This window comes from Sphingomonas sp. PL20 (assembly GCF_017875905.1).
GTDB classification, from domain to species: Bacteria; Pseudomonadota; Alphaproteobacteria; order Sphingomonadales; family Sphingomonadaceae; genus Sphingomonas; species Sphingomonas echinoides.
The window spans coordinates 1,821,040-1,841,553 of record NZ_JAGINH010000002.1 but is presented as its reverse complement, the minus strand read 5'-3'; the positions used below and the strand labels follow the sequence as shown (position 1 = coordinate 1,841,553).

Genomic DNA, 20,514 nt, shown 5'->3' with positions numbered 1-20,514 from the left:
CTGGGGGAGGGCTTGAATCCAACACGGCTCTCGACAGGCACGCCCCTCCCCTAACCCCTCCCGCAAGCGGGAGGGGGATTTTGCTTGCGCTCGCTTTGATGGTGTCCGCCTGCACGACAGTGTCGCAGACAACAGTTGCGCCCGCCCCCGTCGCACCCGCCACGGTCCCCCCCGCCATGCAATTCCTCTACGGCTCGGGCGAAGCCGCCGCGCTCGATCGGCAGGCCTACAATACGCTGGTCGATGCCGTGCGCCGCCGCTTGGCGAGCGAAAAGGCCGATCCCAAGGCGCTGAGTGACCGCACTTCGGCGGTGCTCCGCCCCGGCTCCACGCTCGACCAGCCCGAAACCCTTCCCTGCGGAGACCGTCCCCGCGCGGTGGTGTTCGACGTGGACGAGACGCTGCTGCTCAATCTCGGCTTCGAATATGACGATGCGACGCATCCGGGTGCCCCGTATGACGAGGCGCACTGGCTGCAATGGGAGCAAGCCGGGGTCGACCGGGTCGCGGCCGTGCCAGGCGCCATCGCCGCCGTAAACGAGCTCCGCACGATGGGCGTAACCGTGGTGTTCAACACCAACCGCAGTGCCGCCAACGCCGCCTTCACCGAAGCGGCGATCGCGCACGCCGGATTGGGCACCGCGAAACACGGCGAGACCTTGTGGCTGAAGGGTGATCTCGGCAGCGGCTCGGGCAAGGATTCGCGCCGTCAGGCAATCGCCGCGCGCTATTGCGTCGTGGCGATGGGCGGCGATCAGCTCGGCGATTTCTCCGATCTGTTCACCGGCACCCCGCAACAGCGCCGTGCCGCCGTGTCCTCCCCAGCCATCCACGGCATGTGGGGCCGCTTCTGGTTCGTGCTGCCCAACCCGGTTTACGGCACCGCGCTCAAAGGCGGGCTCGACGATATTTTCCCCGCCGACAAGCGCTGGTCGCCCCCAGCATCTGGAGAGAAATAATGGCCTGGACCCGTGACGAAATGGCCGCGCGCGCCGCGCGCGAGCTGCAGGACGGCTTCTACGTCAATCTCGGCATCGGCATCCCGACGCTGGTCGCCAACCATATTCCGGCGGGGGTCGAGGTCACGCTCCAGTCCGAAAACGGCATGCTCGGCATCGGCCCCTTCCCGCTCGCAGGCGAGGAAGACGCCGACCTCATCAACGCCGGCAAGCAGACGATCAGCGAATTGCCGCAAAGCGCCTATTTCAGCTCGTCCGACAGCTTCGCGATGATCCGCGGCGGCCATATCGATTTGACCGTGCTTGGCGCGATGGAAGTCGCCGAAAATGGCGACATCGCCAATTGGATGATCCCGGGCAAGATGATCAAGGGCATGGGCGGCGCGATGGATCTCGTCGCGGGCGTCAAGAAGATTATCGTGGTGATGGAGCACACCTCCAAGAATGGCGATCCCAAGTTCATCCCGGCCTGCACCTTGCCGCTGACCGGCAAGAACGTCGTCGACATGATCATCACCGATCTGGCGGTATTCCAGCGCCCCGACCACCAATCGCCGTTTAAGCTGGTCGAAACCGCCCCCGGTGTGACGATTGAAGACATCGCCGCCAAAACCACGGCCCACTATATCCGCTGACGACGTCCGAGCTCGCCGTTTGTCCGCGCGAACGGCTTGGTCCGTGTAACATTCTGTCGCCTGCGCCTTGAACTGGCGCATCTTTCGGTTAAAGACCCCCAATGGCTAGCCGTCCCCTCACCCTGTATGAAAAGATCTGGGCCGATCACGTCGTGGAACGCCGCGACGATGGCACCTGCCTGATCTATATCGATCGCCACCTCGTCCATGAGGTCACCAGTCCGCAGGCCTTTTCGGGCCTTCGCGCCAATGGGCGCGCGGTGCGACGCCCCGATCTGACGCTGGCCGTGCCCGATCACAATCTGCCGACGACCGCGCGGCGCGATGCGGCTGGGGCTCCGCTGCCGATCGCCGATCCCGAAAGTGCGGCGCAGCTTGACGCGCTGCAGACCAACACCCGCGATTTCGGCATCGACTATATCGACGCACTCGCCCCCGAACAGGGCATCGTCCACGTCGTCGGCCCGGAGCAAGGCTTTACCCTGCCAGGCACCACCCTGGTCTGTGGCGATAGCCATACCTCGGCGCATGGCGCGCTCGGCGCGCTCGCCTTCGGCATCGGCACCAGCGAGGTCGAGCATGTGCTCGCGACGCAGACCTTGCTGCTCGGCCAGTCCAAGACGATGGAGGTGCGGGTCGATGGCACGCTCGGCTTCGGGATCAGCCCCAAGGATGTGACGCTGGCGATCATCGGCAAGATCGGTGCCGCCGGGGGCACCGGCTATGTGCTTGAATATACCGGATCGATCATTCGCGAGATGTCGATCGAGGGGCGGCTGACCGTGTCGAACATGTCGATCGAGGGCGGTGCCCGATCAGGGTTGATCGCGCCCGACGCGACCACCTTCGCCTATCTCAAGGGCCGCCCGATGGCACCGCACGGAGCCGCCTGGGATGCGGCCGTCGCTTATTGGCAGACGCTGCCGAGCGACCCCGGTGCCGTCTATGACCGCGTCGTCACGCTCGATGCCACCGACATCGCGCCGCAATTGACCTGGGGCACCTCGCCCGAGGACGTCGTCGCGATTACTGGCGTCGTCCCCGATCCGGAAAGCTTCGCCGATCCCGCCAAGCGCGATGCCGCGCATAAGTCGCTCGCCTATATGGGCCTCACTCCCGGCACGGCGATGCAGGATATCGGCGTCGATTATGTCTTCATCGGCAGTTGCACCAACAGCCGGATCGAGGATCTCCGCGCTGCCGCTGCCGTCGCCAACGGACGCCGCGTCTCCGATGGTGTGCACGCGCTGATCGTGCCGGGTTCTGGCCTGGTCAAGCGCCAGGCCGAAGCCGAAGGGCTCGACCGCATCTTTCTCGCCGCCGGTTTCGAATGGCGCGAGCCCGGCTGTTCGATGTGCCTTGCCATGAACCCGGATAAAGTACCGCCAGGGTTACGCTGCGCTTCCACTTCGAATCGTAATTTCGTAGGACGGCAGGGCCCAGGCGCGCGGACGCATCTGGTGTCACCGGCGATGGCAGCGGCTGCGGCGGTGACCGGCAGACTGTGTGACGTGCGAGATCTGGTAACACATCCCGCGGAAGGGGATCGAGTATGAAGCGTGTTCTGGTTGTGCTCATCATGGGCACCGTGTTGAGCGGTCTCGCCGCTTATGCCGCCACCGCCAAGACCAGCGCGATCGGTATATCCGCCGGAAAATAACGCGCGGCTGGTGTCGCATGCCCGCCTGCCGTGTCGGTCGGGCTGGAAAGCTAGGGAAAATATTCCATGATGACGATGTTTCGCATGGGCTCCGGCGGCTATCGCCCAGCGGGAGCGCAGTGATGCAGGCGGTAACGCGCGTGTCCGGCACGGCCTATCCGTGGGGGCAGAAGAATGTCGATACCGACGTCATTATCCCCGCGCATTGGCTGAAGACCGTTACGCGAGAGGGCCTTGGCAAGGGCGCGTTTGAAACGGTGCGTGCGCAAGCAGGCAATGTCTTCGACGATCCGCGCTATGCCGGAGCCCAGATCCTGATCGCGGGCGACAATTTCGGCTGTGGCTCCAGTCGCGAACATGCCGCCTGGGCGCTTGCCGATATGGGCATCACCGCCGTGATCGCGCCAAGCTTCTCCGACATTTTTTCCGGAAACGCCTTCAAGAACGGGATCGTCGCCGTCGTGTTGCCGCAAGATGCGATCGACCGGCTGCTCGTGGTCGCGCAGGACCAGCCGATTACCGTCGATCTCGAAACGATGACCGTTACGACCCCCTATCAGGATCGTTTTCCGTTCGACCTCGACGCCTTCCGCCGCCAATGCCTGATGGAAGGGCTGGACGAAGTCGGTCTGACACTGGCAAGAGATACCCAGATTTCGAAATACGAAGCCGGGGTAGCAGAACACCGGCCGTGGATAAGCGGAGAGCGGGCACATGCGGGCATTGTTGTCGAAGGCAGCGGGCGGACCTGAAACTCTAGTCATCGATGACCTGCCCGATCCGGTGGCAGGGCCGGGCCAGGTGGTGGTCGCGGTCAAGGCGTGCTCGATCAACTATCCCGATGTGCTGATCATCGAGGACAAATATCAGTTCAAGCCGCCGCGCCCGTTCGCGCCGGGCAGCGAAATCGCCGGGGTGATCGACAGCGTCGGCACTGGCGTGACCGAGTGGAAGCCCGGCGACCGCGTGATCGCGATGACCGGATCGGGCGGATTGGTCGAAAAGATCGCCCTTCCCACCGCCAGCCTCTACCGCTTGCCCGAGGGCCGCAGCTTCGCCGAAGGCGCATCGCTGTTGCTGACCTATGGCACTACCATCCACGCCCTGCTCGACCGCGGACACCTTGCCGAGGGGCAGACCTTGCTCGTGCTGGGCGCGGCGGGCGGCGTCGGGCTGGCCGCAGTGGAACTCGGCAAAGCCTTTGGCGCACGCGTCGTCGCGGCAGTGTCGTCCGAGGAAAAGGCAGAGGCCGCCCGACAAGCTGGTGCGGACGACACGATCGTCTACGCCCGCGCGCCGTTCGACAAGGACCAGTCCAAGGCCCTGGCCGAACAGTTCAAGGCGGCGGGCGGCAAGGCCGGTTATGACGTGATCTACGATCCGGTCGGTGGCGATTATGCCGAACCCGCGCTGCGTTCCATCGGCTGGGAGGGACGCTATCTCGTCGTCGGCTTCCCCGCCGGCATCCCGAAATTGCCGCTCAACCTCACCTTGCTCAAAAGCTGCGACGTGTGCGGCGTGTTCTGGGGTGCGTTTGCGGCGCGCGACCCGGAGGCGAACCGTGCGCATATCGAGCGGCTGTTTTTGCTGTGGAGAGACGGCCAGATCGCGCCGCGCGTGACGGAGACCTTCGCGTTCGAAGATGGCGGCAAGGCCATCGCCAAGATGGCCGCGCGCGGGGCCATCGGTAAACTCGTCGTGACCGTCTCGGAATAGACCCCCTACCCTTCCTCGGCCGGTGTCGGGGAAGGGCTCAGGAAGCGGACATATCCCGCAAATCCGATCAACGCTGTCGCCATCGCCGCAACCCACACCGGCCCAATCGTCTGCCAGAGCAGATACACGTTCAGCACGGCGATCCCCGTACAGATCGTATAACCCATCACCTTCACCCAGCCAGGATTGGCGTATTCCCCCATCCGCGCGCGGTCGCTCGTCGCCAGCATCAGCGGAAAGATGGCGAAGGGCAATTGCATCGACAGCACGACCTGGCTGACGACCAGCAATTCGACCGTGTCTTTGCCGCCGGTCGCCGAAATCACGATCAGCGCCGGGATGATCGCGAGCGAGCGCGTCACCAGGCGGCGCAGCCACGGCCGCACCCGGATGCGCAGGAACCCCTCCATCACGATTTGCCCGGCAAGCGTTCCGGTAATGGTGCTCGACTGTCCGGACGCCAGCAACGCCAGCGCAAACGCCGTCGCGGCTGCTCCACCCAGCGCCGGACGCAGCAATTGGTGGGCGTCCTGCAATTCGGTCACCACCACGCCGCTGCGCCAGAACACCGCCGCCGCAAGCACCAGAATCGCCGCATTGACGAAGAATGCAGCCCCCAGCGCGAGCACCGTGTCGACCGTGTTGAACGCCAGCGCGGCTTTGATGTCCCGCACCCCCTTGCCAAAGGCACGGGTCTGCACGATCGCCGAATGCAGATACAAATTATGCGGCATAACCGTCGCCCCAAGGATCCCCAGCGCAACAATCAAGGCCGCTTGATTGGGGATGGACGGCGTAATCGCGCCAAGCGCGGCCGCGCTCCAGTCGGGTTTGGCGAGATAGATCGTATAGGCGAAGCACGCAGCGATCGTGGAGACGAGCGCGATCACCACCGCCTCGATCTTGCGGAACCCCAAATTGATCAGCAGCAGCAGCAGCAACACATCGAGCCCGGTGACCAGCACCCCCCATAACAGCGGCAAACCGAGCAACAGGTTCAGCGCCACGGCCGACCCAACCACCTCCGCCAGATCACACGCGATGATGGCGATTTCGCACAACAGCCACAGGCCGATCACAACCGGCCTGGGATAATAATCGCGGCACGATTGCGCGAGGTCGCGCCCGGTCACGATGCCGAGCCGTGCGCACAGCACTTGCAGGAAGATCGCCATCAGGTTCGAGGCGAGGATCACCCACAACAGCGCATAGCCGAACTGGCTGCCGCCCGCGAGATCGGTGCCCCAATTGCCGGGGTCCATATAGCCGACCGAGACCATGAAGCCCGGCCCGGCGAAACCCAGCCATTGCCGCCAGCGCGGCTGACTCGCATCACCGGTTTCCCACACCTTCACCGTGCGGTGCGCCTCCGGCAGCGATGGGATAAAATCCTGTGCGCCGGGCGGCCGAAGGACAATTTTGGGGGAAGGTCGGTCGGGGAAAAGCGGCATTGGGGTTTTGCAATTCCCGATTGAAGCACATACGATCGGCGGCGTTTATACCGCGCTACGGCGATTGGGCCACCGCCAAGCGCGCGAAAGCAGCGCAAACGCCACCTTTTGCGTGCCCGCTTATTGCAGGCGTTGCGCACGGCCCGGCTCACGCTTATCTCGGTCGGGTTATTCGACAGGCCCAAGGGACCATCCACATGACCACTTTCGACGATCGCGAGCGCGCCTTCGAGACCAAATATGCCCGCGATGAAGAAGTCGCTTTCCGGATCGTGGCCCGCCGCAACCGTCTGCTGGGCCAATGGGCCGCGACGCAGATGGGGCTGACCAAGGAAGAATCCGACGCTTATGCAACCGCCGTGGTCCAGGCGGATTTCGAGGAAGCTGGCGACGAGGATGTGATCCGCAAGCTCGTCAGCGATCTGACCGCTGCCAATGTCGCGATTGATGAAGCGGCGATCCGGCGCACGATCGAGGAAAAGACGATCGAAGCACGCCGTCAGTTGATGGGGTCCGAATAATGCCGATGGCGGCCGACGAAATCGAGGCGCTGATCGTCGCGGGGATTCCCGATGCGCGCGTCGAAATGACCGATCTGGCGGGTGACGGCGACCATTGGGCGGCGCGTGTCACCGCCGAGAGTTTTCGCGGGTTGCCGCGGCTGAAACAACAACGCGCGGTCTATGCCGCACTCGGCGATCGCATGGGCGGCGTGCTGCACGCCCTCCAGCTTACGACCGCCGTGCCTGTACAGGAGTAAGACAATGAGCACTGACCCAGACCAGATCCGTATCGCCGAACTCGTCGGCAAGAGCGACGTTTTGCTGTTCATGAAGGGCAGTCCGCTCTTCCCGCAATGCGGTTTTTCCAGCCGTGCGGTGGCCATCCTCAACCATCTCGGCGCAGAGTTCGACAGCGTCGATGTGCTGCAGGACCAAGGCGTGCGCCAGGGCATCAAGCAATTTTCGGATTGGCCGACGATACCGCAGCTTTACGTGAAGGGCGAGTTCATCGGCGGCTCCGACATCATGATGGAAATGTACGAAAGCGGCGAGCTTGCGACGCTGCTCGAAGAGCAAGGTGTCGTAAAAGCGGGTTGATGGCCGGGTCGGGCGGGCCGCGCTGAAGCGCTGGCCCGCCCTGCTGAAGCGATTACCGCTCGGCGTGCTCATTGTGATGCAGTCTGCGTGCCAATTGCCGCAAAGCGCTGATTTCCAATACGATCTATAGTTAATCGGTCGCCGGTGACAGCACCGACCGTAAAGAAACCCGACACTGCTGAAAACCGCGCCGTCCGCGATCGCGGCCTACCCAAAGCGTGAGCGCTTCGCTAAAAACCGGCGATGCACAGCTCCCCCACCTCCCGCACCGGCGGCCGTATCCTGGTCGACCAGCTTGTCGCGCAAGGCTGCGACCGCATCTTCACCGTCCCCGGCGAGAGCTTCCTCGCCGTGCTAGATGCGCTGCACGACACGCCCGAAATCGATCTGGTGGTGTGCCGTCAGGAAGGCGGGGTCGGCTTCATGGCGTGTGCCGATGGCGCGCTGACCGGGCGGCCCGGCGTCGCCTTCGTCACGCGCGGGCCCGGTGCCACCAATGCCTCGATTGGCGTCCATGTCGCGATGCAGGATTCGCAGCCGATGGTGCTGTTCATCGGCGATGTCGACCGCGCCACCAAGGACCGCGAGGCCTTTCAGGAAATCGACTTTCCCGCGATGTTTGGCCCCATCGCCAAATGGGCCGCCAAGATCGACGACGCCCGCCGCATCCCCGAATATGTCGCGCGCGCCTGGAACGTCGCCATGTCGGGCCGACCGGGGCCGGTGGTGCTGGCACTGCCCGAGGATATGCTGCTCGATGAAGTGGTGGCCGTAGACCGGCCCAGGGTGGAACGGGCGGATTCGATACCCGATCCCGACTTGGTCGCGCGTGCCCTCGACGCTATCCGCCAGAGCAAGGCACCGATGGCGATCGTGGGTGGTGCCGGTTGGGATTTGGCCGCCGGTGCTGCGTTCGGCCACTTTGCGGGGCTGTGGGGCCTTCCGGTCGCGGGAGCCTTCCGGCGGCAGGATGCCGTCCCCAACACCCACAAGGTATGGGCTGGCAATCTCGGTTATGGGCCGAACCCCAAACTGGTCGCGCGGATCAAGCAGGCCGACGTCCTTTTGGTGGTCGGCCCGCGCTTGGGAGAAGCGACTACAGACGGCTACACCTTGATCACGCCCAATCATCCCGGCCAGACCCTAATCCACGTCCATCCAGATCCAAACGAATTGAACCGCACCTATCGCACCGACATCGCGATCTGTTCAGGTATGTGGCCGATCGCCAACGATCTGGTCAGTGCAAAAGAGCCGTCCGAGCCGCGCGCGGACGCGCGGGAAGCCCATGCCGACTATCTCGCCTGGTCGACCCCCGCCTCCCGTGAGGGCGTAAAACTCGATCTCGGCCCCTGCGTCGCCGAAATGCGCGAGCAACTCCCCGCCGACAGCATCATCTGCAACGGCGCTGGCAATTACAGCGGCTGGTGGCACCGTTACTGGCGCTATGAGCGGAACAGCCAACTCGCCCCCACCGCAGGCGCAATGGGCTATGGCGTCCCCGCCGCCACCGCCGCCGCTTTGCGCCATCCGGATCGTACCGTCGTCGCGCTCGCGGGCGACGGGTGCTTCCTGATGAACGGGCAGGAACTCGCGACGGCGGTGGCGCACGGCGCAAACATGCTCGTCCTCGTCATCGACAATGGTGCTTACGGTACGATCCGGATGCATCAGGAGCGCGAATTTCCCGGTCGCGTGAGCGGCACCACGCTCGCCAATCCGGACTTTGCGGCGCTCGGACGCGCTTATGGCTGCTGGGCGGAAACGGTCGAGACGACGGCAGAGTTCGCCCCCGCCCTCGCCCGCGCGATGGGCCAGACCGGCGTGCGCCTGCTCCACCTCAAAACCGATGTGGAGACCATCACCGCGGGCACCACGCTGACCGCCATGAAAAAGGCCGCCTCGCGGTAGCGAAGCGGCCTTCTTTCACCACGTCAGGCTGGCTCAGATATCGTCGCCGAGCGCGCCCTTGATCTTGCCTGCGGTCTGCTGGGCCTTGCCCTTCAGCTCCTGCGCAGCACCTTCGGCCTGCGTGTCAGGATTGTCGCTGTGTTGCTTGGCCTTGCCAATGGCTTCGTTGACGTTGCCTTTGATCTTGTCGATGAGTTCGCCCATGAGAGCTTCCTTTCCGTCTTGCGCCAAGAAGGGGCGATGTCGTTTGGACGACATCAGCGGCTTCTGATTGTAAAACAGCTTAAAATCGAACAGGTTCCCATACACCTTGGCTAAACCCATCCGCCCTGGCGCGTTCGAGGCGCGCGACTGGATCGAACGCATGATCGAGCCGCTGCCGCGCGGCGGCAGGATCCTCGATCTTGGTTGTGGCGCCGGCGAGCCGATCGGGCGCTTTCTGATCGCGCGCGGCCACGCGGTCGTTGGGGTCGATCACGCGCAATCGATGATCAACTTGGCGCAAACGCGGTTTCCGCGCGAGCGCTGGGTCAAGGCCGATATGCGCACCGTCACGCTCGACGGGCAGTTTGACGGCGTGATCGCCTGGAATTCGCTGACCTGGTTTACCCACGCCGACCAGGCGCTGATGGCGCGCCGCGCCGCCGACTGGCTGAAACGCGGCGGGCGGCTCTTGTTCAACGCGCCGCCCGACCGCGACCCGACGCGCGACGACTATCGCAGTGGAACCCCCTACCGCGCCGACTTGGAGGCGGCGAATTACAGCGCGGCGATCCAAGCTGGCGGCATGGTCGAAATGGCGTATGTCGCCGAAGACGCCAGTTGCGGCGGCGCGGGCGTCTGGCTCGCGCGCAAGCCTTAAGGGGCCACTTTCCGCAGAAAAGCGAGCACAGGCAACCAATTGTCTTCCGCGCCCTTTGGGTCTTTGGCGCGGATCAACGTCGAGGAGCCGTGCACGCCCTGCTTGGGGATATAGCGCGTCACCAGGCGGGATGGCATCGCATCGGCAATGCTCTTGGCGGCGGCAGTTTCCTCATCATTGGCGGCGGCGGTAATATAGGCAGGGGCCGATAGCTGCGCCGCCGCGCGCTTTATAAGCTGCTTGTCGTCGAAATATTCGCCCGGCGAAAACGACAAAATCGCGGTTATTTTTTGGCGATTGCGCGCCCCCACCACAAAGACCAGCGCAGCCGAATAGCTGCTCCCCCACAGGATCACCGGGGCGTGCTGCTGCGCCGCCCAGTCAATCGCGGCTTGCAGATCGGGAACCGCATCCAGATAGGTTGCGGGATGCGGATATTGCGCGCTGGTCTCGTTCGGGCCGTAGAGCGTGCCACCGGCGCGCTGATCAATCGCCAGCGCGCTATAGCCTGCGGCCACCAGCCGCGGCGCGATCGTGCGATATTCGTCCTTGCTTGATCCCGCTTGGTGAAACAGCAGGATCGTCGCCTTGGGATGCTCCGCACGGTACAGCCGCCCAAAGACGCTCTTTCCATCCGCCGCCGTCAGCGTCACCGCCTGGGCTGGTGCCTCGAACGCCGAAGCGGTGGTGTCGGCCTGCGGCGCGCTGCACGCCGTCAGGAGCATGGCGATGGGAAGAAGGCGGTGCATCATGCGCGCAAGGCTAGGCCGATCGTCGCCGGAATAACAGCGCGCGGGTCAAATGAGCCCCGCTAAAGGACTGGAGGGATCGGCATAGCGCCTTTTGCCCATCCGTCCCGCCAGATACGCCATGCGCCCGGCCTCGACGCCCGCCTTCATCGCCGCCGCCATCAGCACCGGGTCCTTGGCCTCGGCAATCGCGGTGTTCATCAACACGCCGTCGCAACCCAGTTCCATCGCCGCCGCCGCATCGGACGCAGTGCCGACCCCGGCATCGACCAGCACGGGGACGCTCGCCCCTTCCACGATCAACCGGATCGTCACCTGGTTCTGGATGCCCAGGCCCGATCCGATCGGCGCGCCCAGCGGCATGATCGCCACCGCGCCCGCATTTTCCAGCCGCTTCGCCGCAATCGGATCATCGACGCAGTACACCATCGGCAGGAAACCTTCCTTGGCCAGCACCTCGGTCGCGCGCAGCGTCTCGACCATGTCGGGGTACAGCGTCTTGGCCTCGCCCAGCACTTCCAGCTTCACCAGATCCCAACCGCCCGCCTCACGCGCCAGCCGCAGCGTGCGAATCGCCGATTCGGCATCGAAACAGCCCGCCGTGTTCGGCAGATAGGTCACCTTTTTGGGGTCGATGAAATCGGTCAGCATCGGCGCATTGCGGTCCGACACATTGACCCGTCGTACCGCTACCGTAACGATCTCCGCGCCCGAGGCTTCCAGCGCCGCCGCATTCTGCGCGAAATCCTTATATTTGCCCGTCCCCACGATCAGGCGCGAACGGAACGTCCGGCCCGCCACCGTCCAGGTGTCGGCCTTCACCGCGGGGGCATGGTCGCCGCCGCCGACGAAATGGACGATCTCCAGCGTATCGCCATCTTCCACCTGCACCTGCGCCAACGTCGAGCGCGGCACCACTTCCAGATTGCGCTCCACCGCCACCTTTTCCGGCAGCAAGCCAAGGTCGGCGGCAAGATCGGCCAGACTCAACCCCGCGCGCACACGGCGATGCTCGCCATTGATCTGGATGGTTACGGTTCCGTCGGTATGGGGCATCTGTAACCGGGGACTATCCCCGCCTCCGTTCGGGCTGAGCGTGTCGAAGCCCTCTTCGCCCCCACCCGTTGAGAGGACGAAGAGCCCTTCGACAAGCTCAGGGCGAACGGGCTATGGCTGCGCATCACCTAGGCGTCTGCCTCACGTCATTCAACCGGAAGACTCACATGCGCGAAACCATCTTCGTCCTCAACGGCCCGAATCTGAACCTGCTCGGCACGCGCGAGCCGGAAATCTACGGCCATGAAACGCTCGACGACATCGCCGGTCAGTTGGAAGACCGCGCCCGCGAGCTCGGATTGGACATCGATTTGCGCCAGTCCAACCATGAAGGGCATTTGATCGACTGGCTGCACGAAGCCCAGGCACTGCCCGCCAAGGCCGTGCTGCTCAACGCCGGGGCCTTCACCCACACATCGATCGCGCTGTACGATGCGATCAAGGCGATCCGCACGCCGGTGATCGAAGTCCACCTCTCCAACCCGCACGCGCGCGAAGCTTTTCGCCATATCAGCCGTATCTCGCCTGTGGCAAAGGGCACGATCTGCGGTTTTGGGGCACTTTCCTATCTGCTGGCGCTTGAAGCGGCGGCGCGACTCTGACAGGACGCGCCGCAATAAGGGAGATAATGGGGTCGTATGGCCGAAGAAACACACACCGATGCAATGCGGATCGATGTCGATCTGGTGCGTCAGCTCGCCCAGCTGCTGGATGACACGCAGCTGACCGAAATCGAAGTCGAGGATGGCGGTCGCAAGATCCGCATCGCGCGCAAGGCTGCCGCCGTTGCCGCCGCCGTGCAATATGCCCCGGCACCAGCGGCCAGCGCGCCCGTAGCGACCGTAACGGCCCCCGCCGAGATCGTCGCCGCACCGCAGGCTGCGTTCAACGCGGTCAAATCGCCGATGGTTGGCACTGCCTATCTCTCGCCCAACCCAGAAGCAAAGCCGTTCGTCAGCGTTGGCGACAAAGTTGCGGCAGGCGACACCTTGCTGATCGTCGAGGCGATGAAGGTGATGAACCCGATTCTCGCGCCGAGCGCGGGCACGGTGAAGGCCGTGCTCGTCGAAAGCGGCCAGCCGGTCGAATTCGACCAGCCGCTCGTCGTGGTGGAATGACCAGAGAACCGTTCGGGCTGAGCGTGTCGAAGCCCTGCCCTCCTTTTGCGCCCGCTCGCCAGAGCAGGGTAGCCCTTCGACAGGCTCAGGGCGAGCGGCGTCCTGGGTTTGCGGATTGGACAGTTACGAATGCCTGAAATCAAGAAACTGCTGATCGCGAATCGCGGTGAGATCGCGCTGCGCATCCACCGTGCGTGCCATGAAATGGGCATCCAGACGGTCGCCGTGCATTCGACCGCAGACAGCGATGCGATGCATGTGCGCCTGGCCGATCAGGCGATCTGCATCGGGCCGCCGTCGGCGGTCGAGAGCTATCTGAACATCCCCAACATCATTTCCGCCGCCGAAATTTCGGGCGCGGACGCGATCCATCCGGGCTACGGTTTCTTAAGTGAAAACGCCAAGTTCGCCGAGATCGTCGAGGCACACGACATCATCTTTGTCGGCCCCAAGCCCGAACATATCCGCACCATGGGCGACAAGATCGAGGCCAAGCGCACCGCCGGCGCGCTCGGCCTGCCGCTGGTGCCGGGCTCGGCCGGGCCGATCAGCGATTTGGCCGAGGCCAAGGAAATCGCGGCGGCAGCGGGCTATCCCGTCATCATCAAGGCGGCGTCGGGCGGCGGCGGGCGCGGCATGAAGGTCTGCACCTCCGAGGATCAGCTCGAAACGCTGATGCAGCAGGCCGGCAGCGAGGCGAAGGCCGCGTTCGGCGATGCCACCGTCTATCTCGAAAAATATCTCGGCAACCCGCGCCACATCGAATTTCAGGTGTTTGGCGACGGCAATGGCAACGCCATCCATCTGGGCGAACGCGACTGCTCGCTCCAGCGCCGCCACCAGAAGGTGCTCGAAGAAGCCCCCTCGCCCGTGCTGGGCGAAGAGGACCGCGCGCGCATGGGCGGCATCTGCGCGCGAGCCATGGCCGATATGGGCTATCGCGGTGCCGGCACGATCGAATTCCTGTGGGAAAATGGCGAGTTCTATTTCATCGAAATGAACACGCGCCTGCAGGTCGAACATCCCGTGACCGAAGCGATCACCGGGCTCGATCTGGTGCGCGAACAGATCCGCATCGCCGAAGGCCATGGCCTGACGCTGCGCCAGGAAGACGTGCAGTTCCGCGGCCACGCCATCGAATGCCGCATCAATGCCGAAGACCCGCGCACCTTCGCGCCGTCGCCCGGCCTGGTGAAGGCCTATCACGCGCCGGGCGGCATGAACGTCCGCGTCGATAGCGGGCTCTATGCCGGTTACCGCGTGCCGCCTTATTACGATTCGATGATCGCCAAACTGATCGTCTACGGCACCACCCGCGCCGGCGCGATCCGCCGCCTGCGCCGTGCGCTCGAAGAGTTCGTGATCGAAGGCCCGACCACGACCATCCCGCTGCACCAGGCCTTGATCGAGGACCCCGACTTCCAGGACGGAAACTATACGATCAAGTGGCTCGAAGAATGGCTGGCACGCCAGGAGGCGTAAAAACAACCCACCGTCACCCCGGCCTCGTGCCGGGGTCCACGCCGCAGCCTACCCCACGGCTCGCCGCGGAGCGCTAAGCTGCCCCTAGCGAGCATCCCGCTTGCCAGCGCCCCCAAAACCGGCAACCTTCCCGCCAAGAACCAGTCCGAACACAGGACGGCCAACCCGGGGGGGATGCAATGCGCTGGCGCGTTTTGGGCTATATCGTTCTGGGTATCGCGGCGGCGGCGCTGCTCGCCTTCCTCTATTTCCGCACCCCCGATACCGATCCCGCCGCGATGCGCGCCAAATATGGGGCGCCGCCCTCGCGCTTCGTCGATCTCGGCGGCGGCCTTACCGTGCATGTCCGCGACACCGGCCCGCGCGACGCGTCGGTCCTGATGCTCATCCATGGCTCCAATGCCTCGCTCCATACCTGGGAGCCCTGGTCCGCCCGGCTCGACCGCCGTTACCGCGTCATCCGCATGGATTTGCCCGGCCACGGCCTGACCGGGCCGAGCCCGACCGGCGAGTATCGCGCCACTGCTTTTGCCGACGTCGTCGAACGCCTCCGCGCGAAGCTCGGCGTCGATCATCTCGTGCTGGTCGGCAATTCCATGGGTGGCGGCGTCGCGTGGCATTATGCGCTCGCGCATCCCGACCATCTGCGCGCGCTGGTGCTGGTCGATTCGGTCGGCCAGCCCGATCCCGGCGGCGAAACCGCCCCGCTCGCCTTCCGCATCGCGCGCACGCCGGTGCTGCGGACTATCGCCGGTGCGATCACCCCGCGCAGCTTGATCGCGGAAAGCTTGCCCGGCGCCTTTGGCGATCCGCGTTATGCCGACGCGGCGATGGTCGATCGCTATTGGGAGCTGCTGCGCTATCCCGGCAATCGCCAGGCCACGCTCGATCGCTTCGCCTTGCCGCCCGACAGCGGCACGCCCCAGCAATTCGCCAGCCTCAAACTGCCGGTGCTGATCCTGTGGGGCGAGCAGGATCGCTTGATCCCCTTATCCTCGGCCAAATGGCTCCACGCACACATTCCGGGCAGCGTGTTGATCGCCTATCCGGGCGTTGGCCACGTGCCGATGGAGGAACATCCCGACCAAAGCGCGCGCGATCTCGACCGATTCGTGCAAGGGCTGGCGCGTTAGCGGCGCAAACGCGCGCGGAAAAGTGCGTCCGCGCGGCCTCGCCCGTTACGCGAGGAGGGTGACGGACACGAAGCACCTCGTTAAAGGCTCTCGCATGACCGACATCACCCCAGAGATCGTCGCCCAGCACGGGCTTTCCGCTGAAGAATATGAGCGCGTCCTGCACGCCATGGGGCGCGAGCCCAATCTGACCGAGCTTGGCATTTTCTCGGTCATGTGGTCCGAGCATTGCTCCTACAAATCCAGCCGTATCCATTTGAAAAAGCTGCCGACTACTGGCCCGCAAGTGATTTGCGGCCCCGGCGAGAATGCCGGCGTGGTCGATATCGGCGATGGCCAGGCCGCGATCTTCAAGATGGAGAGCCACAACCACCCGTCCTATATCGAGCCGTATCAAGGGGCTGCGACCGGCGTCGGCGGCATCCTGCGCGACGTCTTCACCATGGGCGCCCGCCCCATCGCCAACCTAAACGCGCTGCGCTTCGGTCGCCCCGACCACCCCAAGATGCGCCACCTCATCTCCGGCGTCGTCCATGGTATTGGCGGATATGGCAATTGTGTCGGCGTGCCGACCGTCGGCGGCGAAGTGAACTTCCACCCGGCGTATGACGGCAATATCCTCGTCAACGCGATGACGGTCGGCGTCGCCGAAACCAACAAGATCTTCTATTCCGCCGCTTCGGGTATCGGCAATTCGATCGTCTATGTCGGTTCCAAGACCGGTCGCGACGGCATTCACGGCGCGACGATGGCTTCGGCCGATTTCTCCGAAGAAACCGGCGACAAGCGCCCGACCGTGCAGGTCGGCGATCCCTTTACCGAGAAATTGCTGATCGAGGCGTGCCTCGAACTGATGGCCTCGGACGCGATCGTCGCGATCCAGGACATGGGCGCGGCCGGCCTCACCTCCTCCTCGGTCGAAATGGCGTCCAAGGGCGGCGTCGGTATCGAACTCGACATGAACGCCGTGCCGCAGCGCGAAACCGGCATGACGCCCTATGAAATGATGCTGAGCGAAAGCCAGGAGCGGATGCTGATGGTGCTGAAGCCCGGCCGCGAGGATTTCGCCGAAGCCATCTTCCGCAAATGGGAGCTGGATTTCGCGGTGATCGGTCACGTCACCGACACCGGCCATATGGTACTGAAATTCAACGGCGAAACCGTCGCCGACATCCCCCTCGCGCCGCTTGCAGACGAAGCCCCGCTCTACGATCGCCCCGCCGCGTCGAAGGAGGAGTATCAGGCTTGGGCCAAGGTCAAGCCGCTCGGCGACATCCCCGAATCGACCGACATCGCCGCGGATCTGCTGAAGCTGATGGGCTCGCCCGACATCGCCTCGCGCCGCTGGATCTACGAGCAATATGACACGCAGGTCGGTGCCGACACGATCCAGCGCCCCGGTGGCGACGCCGCTGTCGTGCGCGTCCACGGCACGCAAAAAGGGCTCGCGATGAGCACCGATTGCACCCCGCGCTATTGCTATGCCGACCCTTATGAAGGCGGCAAGCAAGCGATCGCGGAATGCTATCGCAACCTGTCGGCAGTGGGTGCCACCCCGCTCGCCGTCACCAACTGCCTCAACTTCGCAAACCCGCAACGCCCTGAAATTATGGCGCAATTCGTCGGTTGCCTTGAGGGCATGGGCGATGCCTGCCGCGCGCTCGACTTCCCGATCGTGTCGGGCAACGTCTCGCTCTACAATGAAAGCAAGGCAACCGGCGGCGGCTCGGCGATCCTCCCCACCCCCGCCATTGGCGCGATCGGACTGCTCGCCGATTGGTCCAAATCCGCGACCATCGCGTTCAAGGGCACGGGCGACGTGATCGTGCTGATCGGCGAACGCTCGGGTCATCTCGGTCAGTCGCTGTGGTTGCGCGAAGTTCATGGCCGCGAAGAAGGTGCCCCGCCCCCGGTCGACCTGGACGCCGAGCGTCGCAACAGCGAATTCGTCCGCGCGCATATCGCCAATGGCGCGCTGACCGCGGTGCATGACGTATCCGACGGCGGCATCGCGGTGACGGTCGCCGAGATGGCGCTGGCTGGGAATGTCGGTGCCATGCTGCACGCACCGCTGCCCTGCGGTGTTGCTTGCGCCTTGTTCGGGGAAGACCAGGGCCTGTACGTGGCGACCATCGCGGATCATCTCCTGCTTGAGACACTCACGGCCGCCGATGCCGCTGGCGTCGAGATCGAACGCATTGGCCGCACCATCGCCAATCGACTGATCTTCGAACTGCCCGACAATGATTATGTGGTCCCGCTCACCGATCTGCGCGCGGCACATGAGGGATTCTTCCCGGCGCTGATGGGCGACGTCGCTCCCGTCGAAAGCTGACACTCCTTATGAGAATGGATCGCAACAGGGCTTGCGATCCATTCTCATTAGCGATACATCATGGGCTCCGAAGGGGGAATCCATGGTCGTCTGCATTTGCAATGCCATCCGTGAACGCGATGTCCGCGCGGCGGCCCGCAACGGGTCGCGCACCGCGTGCCAAGCCTATCGTGCGATGGGCTGTCAGGCGAAATGTGGGCAATGTGTGCCCGTCGCCCGTGCCATTATCGACGAAGAGCGCGCCGTCGCCTAAGGTGATCTGCGAACCGCAAAAAGGGCGAACGCATGCAAGGCGATATCAAGGTCATCGAGTATCTCAATGAGGCGCTCAAGAACGAACTGACCGCGATCAACCAATATTGGCTCCACTATCGGCTGTTCGACCATTGGGGCGTGCGCAAGCTCGCCGCCTTCGAGCGCCACGAATCGATCGATGAGATGAAGCATGCTGACTGGCTGTCGGAGCGCATCCTGTTCCTCGACGGCCTGCCCAATTTCCAGATGCTCGGCCGCCTGCGCATCGGCGAGACCGTTGAGGAAGTGCTCAAGGCCGACCTCGCGCTCGAAATGGACGCGCTGCCGCTGCTGCGCGACGCGATCGAGCATTCCGAGAAGGTGCGTGACTATGTCAGCCGCGACCTGTTCCGCCGCATCCTCGACAGCGAGGAAGAGCATGTCGACACGCTCGAACGCCAGTTCGAGATGATCGCGCGCATGGGCATCGAAAATTACGTGCAGCTGCAGAGCAAGCCCGCCGACGACGAGGGCTGAGCCCTTGGTCCGCTGTAGCCCCTCCCCTTGGGGGGGCCTTACGCCGGATCGCGTCCTTTTTCCGTTCGTTTCGAGCGAAGTCGAGCATCTGTGTTGGCGGTCAAGGGGTGACTTGCGTCCAGTGTCGATTTTCAGTGATGAGGGTGTTTGCAAGGACGACGATTTTGCGGGCGACGGCAGCGAGCGCCAGTTTGGCGGGTTTGCCGCGTTCGATGAGGCCTTGGTAGAATCGTTTGAGATCGGCGTTGCGGCGGCTGGCGCTCAGCGCCGCCATGTAGAGGGCACAGCGGAGCTGGGCACGCCCGCCATGGATGCGGCGCTTTGGCTGGGATGTCCCGCTATCCCGCGCAAAGGGAGCGAGCCCGGCAAGGGCTGCGGCCTGCTTGGCGGTGATGCGGCCGAGTTCGCCGAGCTGGGCGAGGAAGGCGAGCGAGGTGACGGGGCCGACGCCGGGGATTGAACGCAGGATGCGGGCCTTGCGGTCGAGCTCGTGATCGGCCCGGATCATGGCGTCGATCGTGCTATCGAGCCGGGCGATATGGCGCTCGAGCGTGCGCAGGCGGGTGGCGAGTTCGCGCCGCAGGAAGGCGCTGGTGGCAGCGGCGAGACGATTGCCGAGCGCGGTGCGTTCAGCGATTGCGGCCTGGCGGGCGCTGGCGAGTTCCTGAAGCTCCTCTTGCGCCGGTGTCGGCGGGGCGACCGGATCGGGGCCAAGCCGCTCGGCCATGCGCGCCAGCATCGCGGCATCGATCGCATCGGTCTTGGCGAGCGTGCCGGACGCCTGGGCGAACAGCCGCGCGCGCAGCGGATTGGCGAGCGCGACCGGCAGACCGGCTTCATGCAGCCGACGATGGACGGCGCGGTGATAGCGCGAGGTCGGCTCCATCAGCACGAGCGCCACCGCGTGCTGGGTGAGCAGCGCCACAAGGTGGCGGTGGCCGTGCGCATCGTTGGTCACGCGCAACCGCTCGCCCAGCGGGTGCAGATGCACATCGAGATGCGCCTTGCTCACATCGATGCCGACATGGATCGTCGGCGTTGCCTCGGCCTTTTCTTGCATTCGGGTCTTGCTCCCCATCATCTGTTCAGGCCAGACAAAGAGGACGGACGGACCACGCTCGACTGCGGCGCATAGCCCAGAAACCCACGGTCCCGCCCGTCCGACCTGCAGGGGCGGCCACCCCTGCAGGTCAACCCTTCTGGATCACCAGATCAGGCCAGCCGCAACATGCAAGAAACCAGGCACAGCGCTTGCGGCCGTTTCTCGATTACGCTCGAAACGAACAGGTTTGTGTCACTCCACGCCGTTCCACGTGCCGAGCACGTCGATCATCTGCGGAGTGAGCCAACCAAAGTGATAGTTCAACATATAGAGCGACCACAGCAACGTCGCGACGATCGTCACGCGGATCGCGACCTTGCGCGGATGGAACTCATGCGGGGCGCTCTCGGCCTGGCCGGGGACGCGGTCGACCCCGGCCTCGTCGCTGGTCTTGACCCCGAAGGGCAAGACGAAGAACACCGAGAACGCCCAGAACAGGAAATAAATCGCCAGCGCCGAGGTCCACCGCATGTC

At 64.3% G+C, this 20,514-nt stretch carries 23 protein-coding genes; 17 read left to right on the top strand and 6 right to left on the bottom strand.

Annotation, left to right across the window (positions count from 1 at the left end):
* Positions 1 to 98: 98 nt before the first annotated feature.
* The 5 genes from H4W01_RS08360 to H4W01_RS08340 all read left to right on the top strand — a co-directional run bounded on the left by H4W01_RS08360 (position 99) and on the right by H4W01_RS08340 (position 4,970).
* Positions 99 to 959 carry an HAD family acid phosphatase gene (locus H4W01_RS08360; protein WP_209613293.1) on the top strand — a complete coding sequence of 287 codons (861 nt, stop codon included), beginning with the start codon at positions 99 to 101 and terminating at the stop codon, positions 957 to 959.
* Positions 959 to 1,594 carry a CoA transferase subunit B gene (locus H4W01_RS08355; protein WP_209610655.1) on the top strand — a complete coding sequence of 212 codons (636 nt, stop codon included), beginning with the start codon at positions 959 to 961 and terminating at the stop codon, positions 1,592 to 1,594. The genes H4W01_RS08360 and H4W01_RS08355 overlap by 1 nt, the downstream gene beginning before the upstream one ends.
* Positions 1,595 to 1,695: 101 nt before the next feature.
* A complete protein-coding gene (gene leuC / locus H4W01_RS08350) occupies positions 1,696 to 3,150 on the top strand; it encodes a 3-isopropylmalate dehydratase large subunit (protein WP_209610654.1) in 1,455 nt (484 codons plus the stop codon).
* Between the two features lie 226 nt (positions 3,151 to 3,376).
* Positions 3,377 to 4,006: a 3-isopropylmalate dehydratase small subunit gene (leuD, locus tag H4W01_RS08345; RefSeq protein ID WP_209610653.1), complete on the top strand. Its 630-nt coding sequence runs from the start codon at positions 3,377 to 3,379 to the stop codon at positions 4,004 to 4,006.
* The gene (locus H4W01_RS08340; protein WP_209610652.1) at positions 3,969 to 4,970 is read left to right on the top strand and encodes an NADPH:quinone oxidoreductase family protein; all 1,002 of its coding nucleotides are present in this window, start codon (positions 3,969 to 3,971) and stop codon (positions 4,968 to 4,970) included. The genes leuD and H4W01_RS08340 overlap by 38 nt, the downstream gene beginning before the upstream one ends.
* 5 nt (positions 4,971 to 4,975) lie before the next feature.
* On the opposite strand, the gene H4W01_RS08335 is transcribed toward H4W01_RS08340, so the two are convergent.
* Entirely contained in the window at positions 4,976 to 6,421 is a 1,446-nt protein-coding gene (locus H4W01_RS08335) for an Nramp family divalent metal transporter (protein WP_209610651.1), read from the bottom strand.
* Positions 6,422 to 6,618: 197 nt separating this feature from the next.
* On the opposite strand from H4W01_RS08335, the gene H4W01_RS08330 reads away from it, so the two are divergent.
* The 4 genes from H4W01_RS08330 to H4W01_RS08315 all read left to right on the top strand — a co-directional run bounded on the left by H4W01_RS08330 (position 6,619) and on the right by H4W01_RS08315 (position 9,432).
* The gene (locus tag H4W01_RS08330; protein WP_010402647.1) at positions 6,619 to 6,942 is read left to right on the top strand and encodes a DUF1476 domain-containing protein; all 324 of its coding nucleotides are present in this window, start codon (positions 6,619 to 6,621) and stop codon (positions 6,940 to 6,942) included.
* Positions 6,942 to 7,181: a BolA/IbaG family iron-sulfur metabolism protein gene (locus tag H4W01_RS08325; protein WP_010402646.1), complete on the top strand. Its 240-nt coding sequence runs from the start codon at positions 6,942 to 6,944 to the stop codon at positions 7,179 to 7,181. Before H4W01_RS08330 ends, H4W01_RS08325 begins: the two co-directional genes overlap by 1 nt.
* Before the next feature lie 4 nt (positions 7,182 to 7,185).
* Positions 7,186 to 7,521: a Grx4 family monothiol glutaredoxin gene (grxD, locus tag H4W01_RS08320; protein WP_010402645.1), complete on the top strand. Its 336-nt coding sequence runs from the start codon at positions 7,186 to 7,188 to the stop codon at positions 7,519 to 7,521.
* A gap of 243 nt (positions 7,522 to 7,764) precedes the next feature.
* Positions 7,765 to 9,432: a thiamine pyrophosphate-binding protein gene (locus H4W01_RS08315; protein ID WP_209610650.1), complete on the top strand. Its 1,668-nt coding sequence runs from the start codon at positions 7,765 to 7,767 to the stop codon at positions 9,430 to 9,432.
* A 33-nt stretch (positions 9,433 to 9,465) separates the two neighbouring features.
* Here the strand turns inward: H4W01_RS08315 and H4W01_RS08310 are convergent, their stop codons facing one another.
* The gene (locus H4W01_RS08310) at positions 9,466 to 9,636 is read right to left on the bottom strand and encodes a CsbD family protein (RefSeq protein WP_029622322.1); all 171 of its coding nucleotides are present in this window, start codon (positions 9,634 to 9,636) and stop codon (positions 9,466 to 9,468) included.
* 160 nt (positions 9,637 to 9,796) lie between these two features.
* Here H4W01_RS08310 and H4W01_RS08305 point away from each other — a divergent pair, with 160 nt between their 5' ends.
* Positions 9,797 to 10,294, top strand: a complete 498-nt coding sequence (locus H4W01_RS08305; protein WP_010402639.1) for a class I SAM-dependent methyltransferase — start codon at positions 9,797 to 9,799, stop codon at positions 10,292 to 10,294.
* Here H4W01_RS08305 and H4W01_RS08300 read toward each other — a convergent pair.
* Positions 10,291 to 11,046, bottom strand: coding sequence for an alpha/beta hydrolase (locus H4W01_RS08300; RefSeq protein WP_334685204.1), 756 nt, complete (start codon positions 11,044 to 11,046; stop codon positions 10,291 to 10,293). The two genes, H4W01_RS08305 and H4W01_RS08300, sit on opposite strands and share 4 nt — an antisense overlap.
* A 45-nt stretch (positions 11,047 to 11,091) precedes the next feature.
* Positions 11,092 to 12,099 (bottom strand): sulfur carrier protein ThiS, encoded by a 1,008-nt coding sequence (thiS, locus tag H4W01_RS08295; protein WP_209610649.1) that lies wholly within the window; start codon positions 12,097 to 12,099, stop codon positions 11,092 to 11,094.
* Positions 12,100 to 12,266: 167 nt separating this feature from the next.
* Between thiS and aroQ the strand changes: the two genes are divergently transcribed.
* From aroQ to bfr, 7 genes are all read left to right on the top strand, one after another.
* Positions 12,267 to 12,701 carry a type II 3-dehydroquinate dehydratase gene (aroQ, locus tag H4W01_RS08290; protein ID WP_209610648.1) on the top strand — a complete coding sequence of 145 codons (435 nt, stop codon included), beginning with the start codon at positions 12,267 to 12,269 and terminating at the stop codon, positions 12,699 to 12,701.
* A 36-nt stretch (positions 12,702 to 12,737) separates the two neighbouring features.
* Positions 12,738 to 13,217 carry an acetyl-CoA carboxylase biotin carboxyl carrier protein gene (gene accB, locus H4W01_RS08285; protein ID WP_209610647.1) on the top strand — a complete coding sequence of 160 codons (480 nt, stop codon included), beginning with the start codon at positions 12,738 to 12,740 and terminating at the stop codon, positions 13,215 to 13,217.
* A 129-nt stretch (positions 13,218 to 13,346) separates the two neighbouring features.
* Complete coding sequence (gene accC / locus H4W01_RS08280) at positions 13,347 to 14,699, top strand: acetyl-CoA carboxylase biotin carboxylase subunit (RefSeq protein ID WP_209610646.1); 1,353 nt, start codon at positions 13,347 to 13,349, stop codon at positions 14,697 to 14,699.
* A gap of 179 nt (positions 14,700 to 14,878) precedes the next feature.
* Positions 14,879 to 15,832: an alpha/beta fold hydrolase gene (locus tag H4W01_RS08275; RefSeq protein ID WP_209610645.1), complete on the top strand. Its 954-nt coding sequence runs from the start codon at positions 14,879 to 14,881 to the stop codon at positions 15,830 to 15,832.
* 94 nt (positions 15,833 to 15,926) lie between these two features.
* Complete coding sequence (gene purL / locus H4W01_RS08270; protein ID WP_209610644.1) at positions 15,927 to 18,167, top strand: phosphoribosylformylglycinamidine synthase subunit PurL; 2,241 nt, start codon at positions 15,927 to 15,929, stop codon at positions 18,165 to 18,167.
* Between the two features lie 82 nt (positions 18,168 to 18,249).
* Positions 18,250 to 18,420, top strand: a complete 171-nt coding sequence (locus tag H4W01_RS08265; RefSeq protein ID WP_010402626.1) for a (2Fe-2S)-binding protein — start codon at positions 18,250 to 18,252, stop codon at positions 18,418 to 18,420.
* Positions 18,421 to 18,452: 32 nt separating this feature from the next.
* Entirely contained in the window at positions 18,453 to 18,938 is a 486-nt protein-coding gene (gene bfr / locus H4W01_RS08260; protein ID WP_209610643.1) for a bacterioferritin, read from the top strand.
* A 100-nt stretch (positions 18,939 to 19,038) separates the two neighbouring features.
* On the opposite strand, the gene H4W01_RS08255 is transcribed toward bfr, so the two are convergent.
* Both H4W01_RS08255 and H4W01_RS08250 read right to left on the bottom strand, forming a co-directional pair.
* Positions 19,039 to 19,998 carry an IS110 family transposase gene (locus tag H4W01_RS08255; protein ID WP_209610642.1) on the bottom strand — a complete coding sequence of 320 codons (960 nt, stop codon included), beginning with the start codon at positions 19,996 to 19,998 and terminating at the stop codon, positions 19,039 to 19,041.
* A 234-nt stretch (positions 19,999 to 20,232) separates the two neighbouring features.
* Positions 20,233 to 20,511 (bottom strand): DUF1467 family protein, encoded by a 279-nt coding sequence (locus H4W01_RS08250; RefSeq protein WP_209610641.1) that lies wholly within the window; start codon positions 20,509 to 20,511, stop codon positions 20,233 to 20,235.
* Between the last annotated feature and the right edge of the window lie 3 nt (positions 20,512 to 20,514).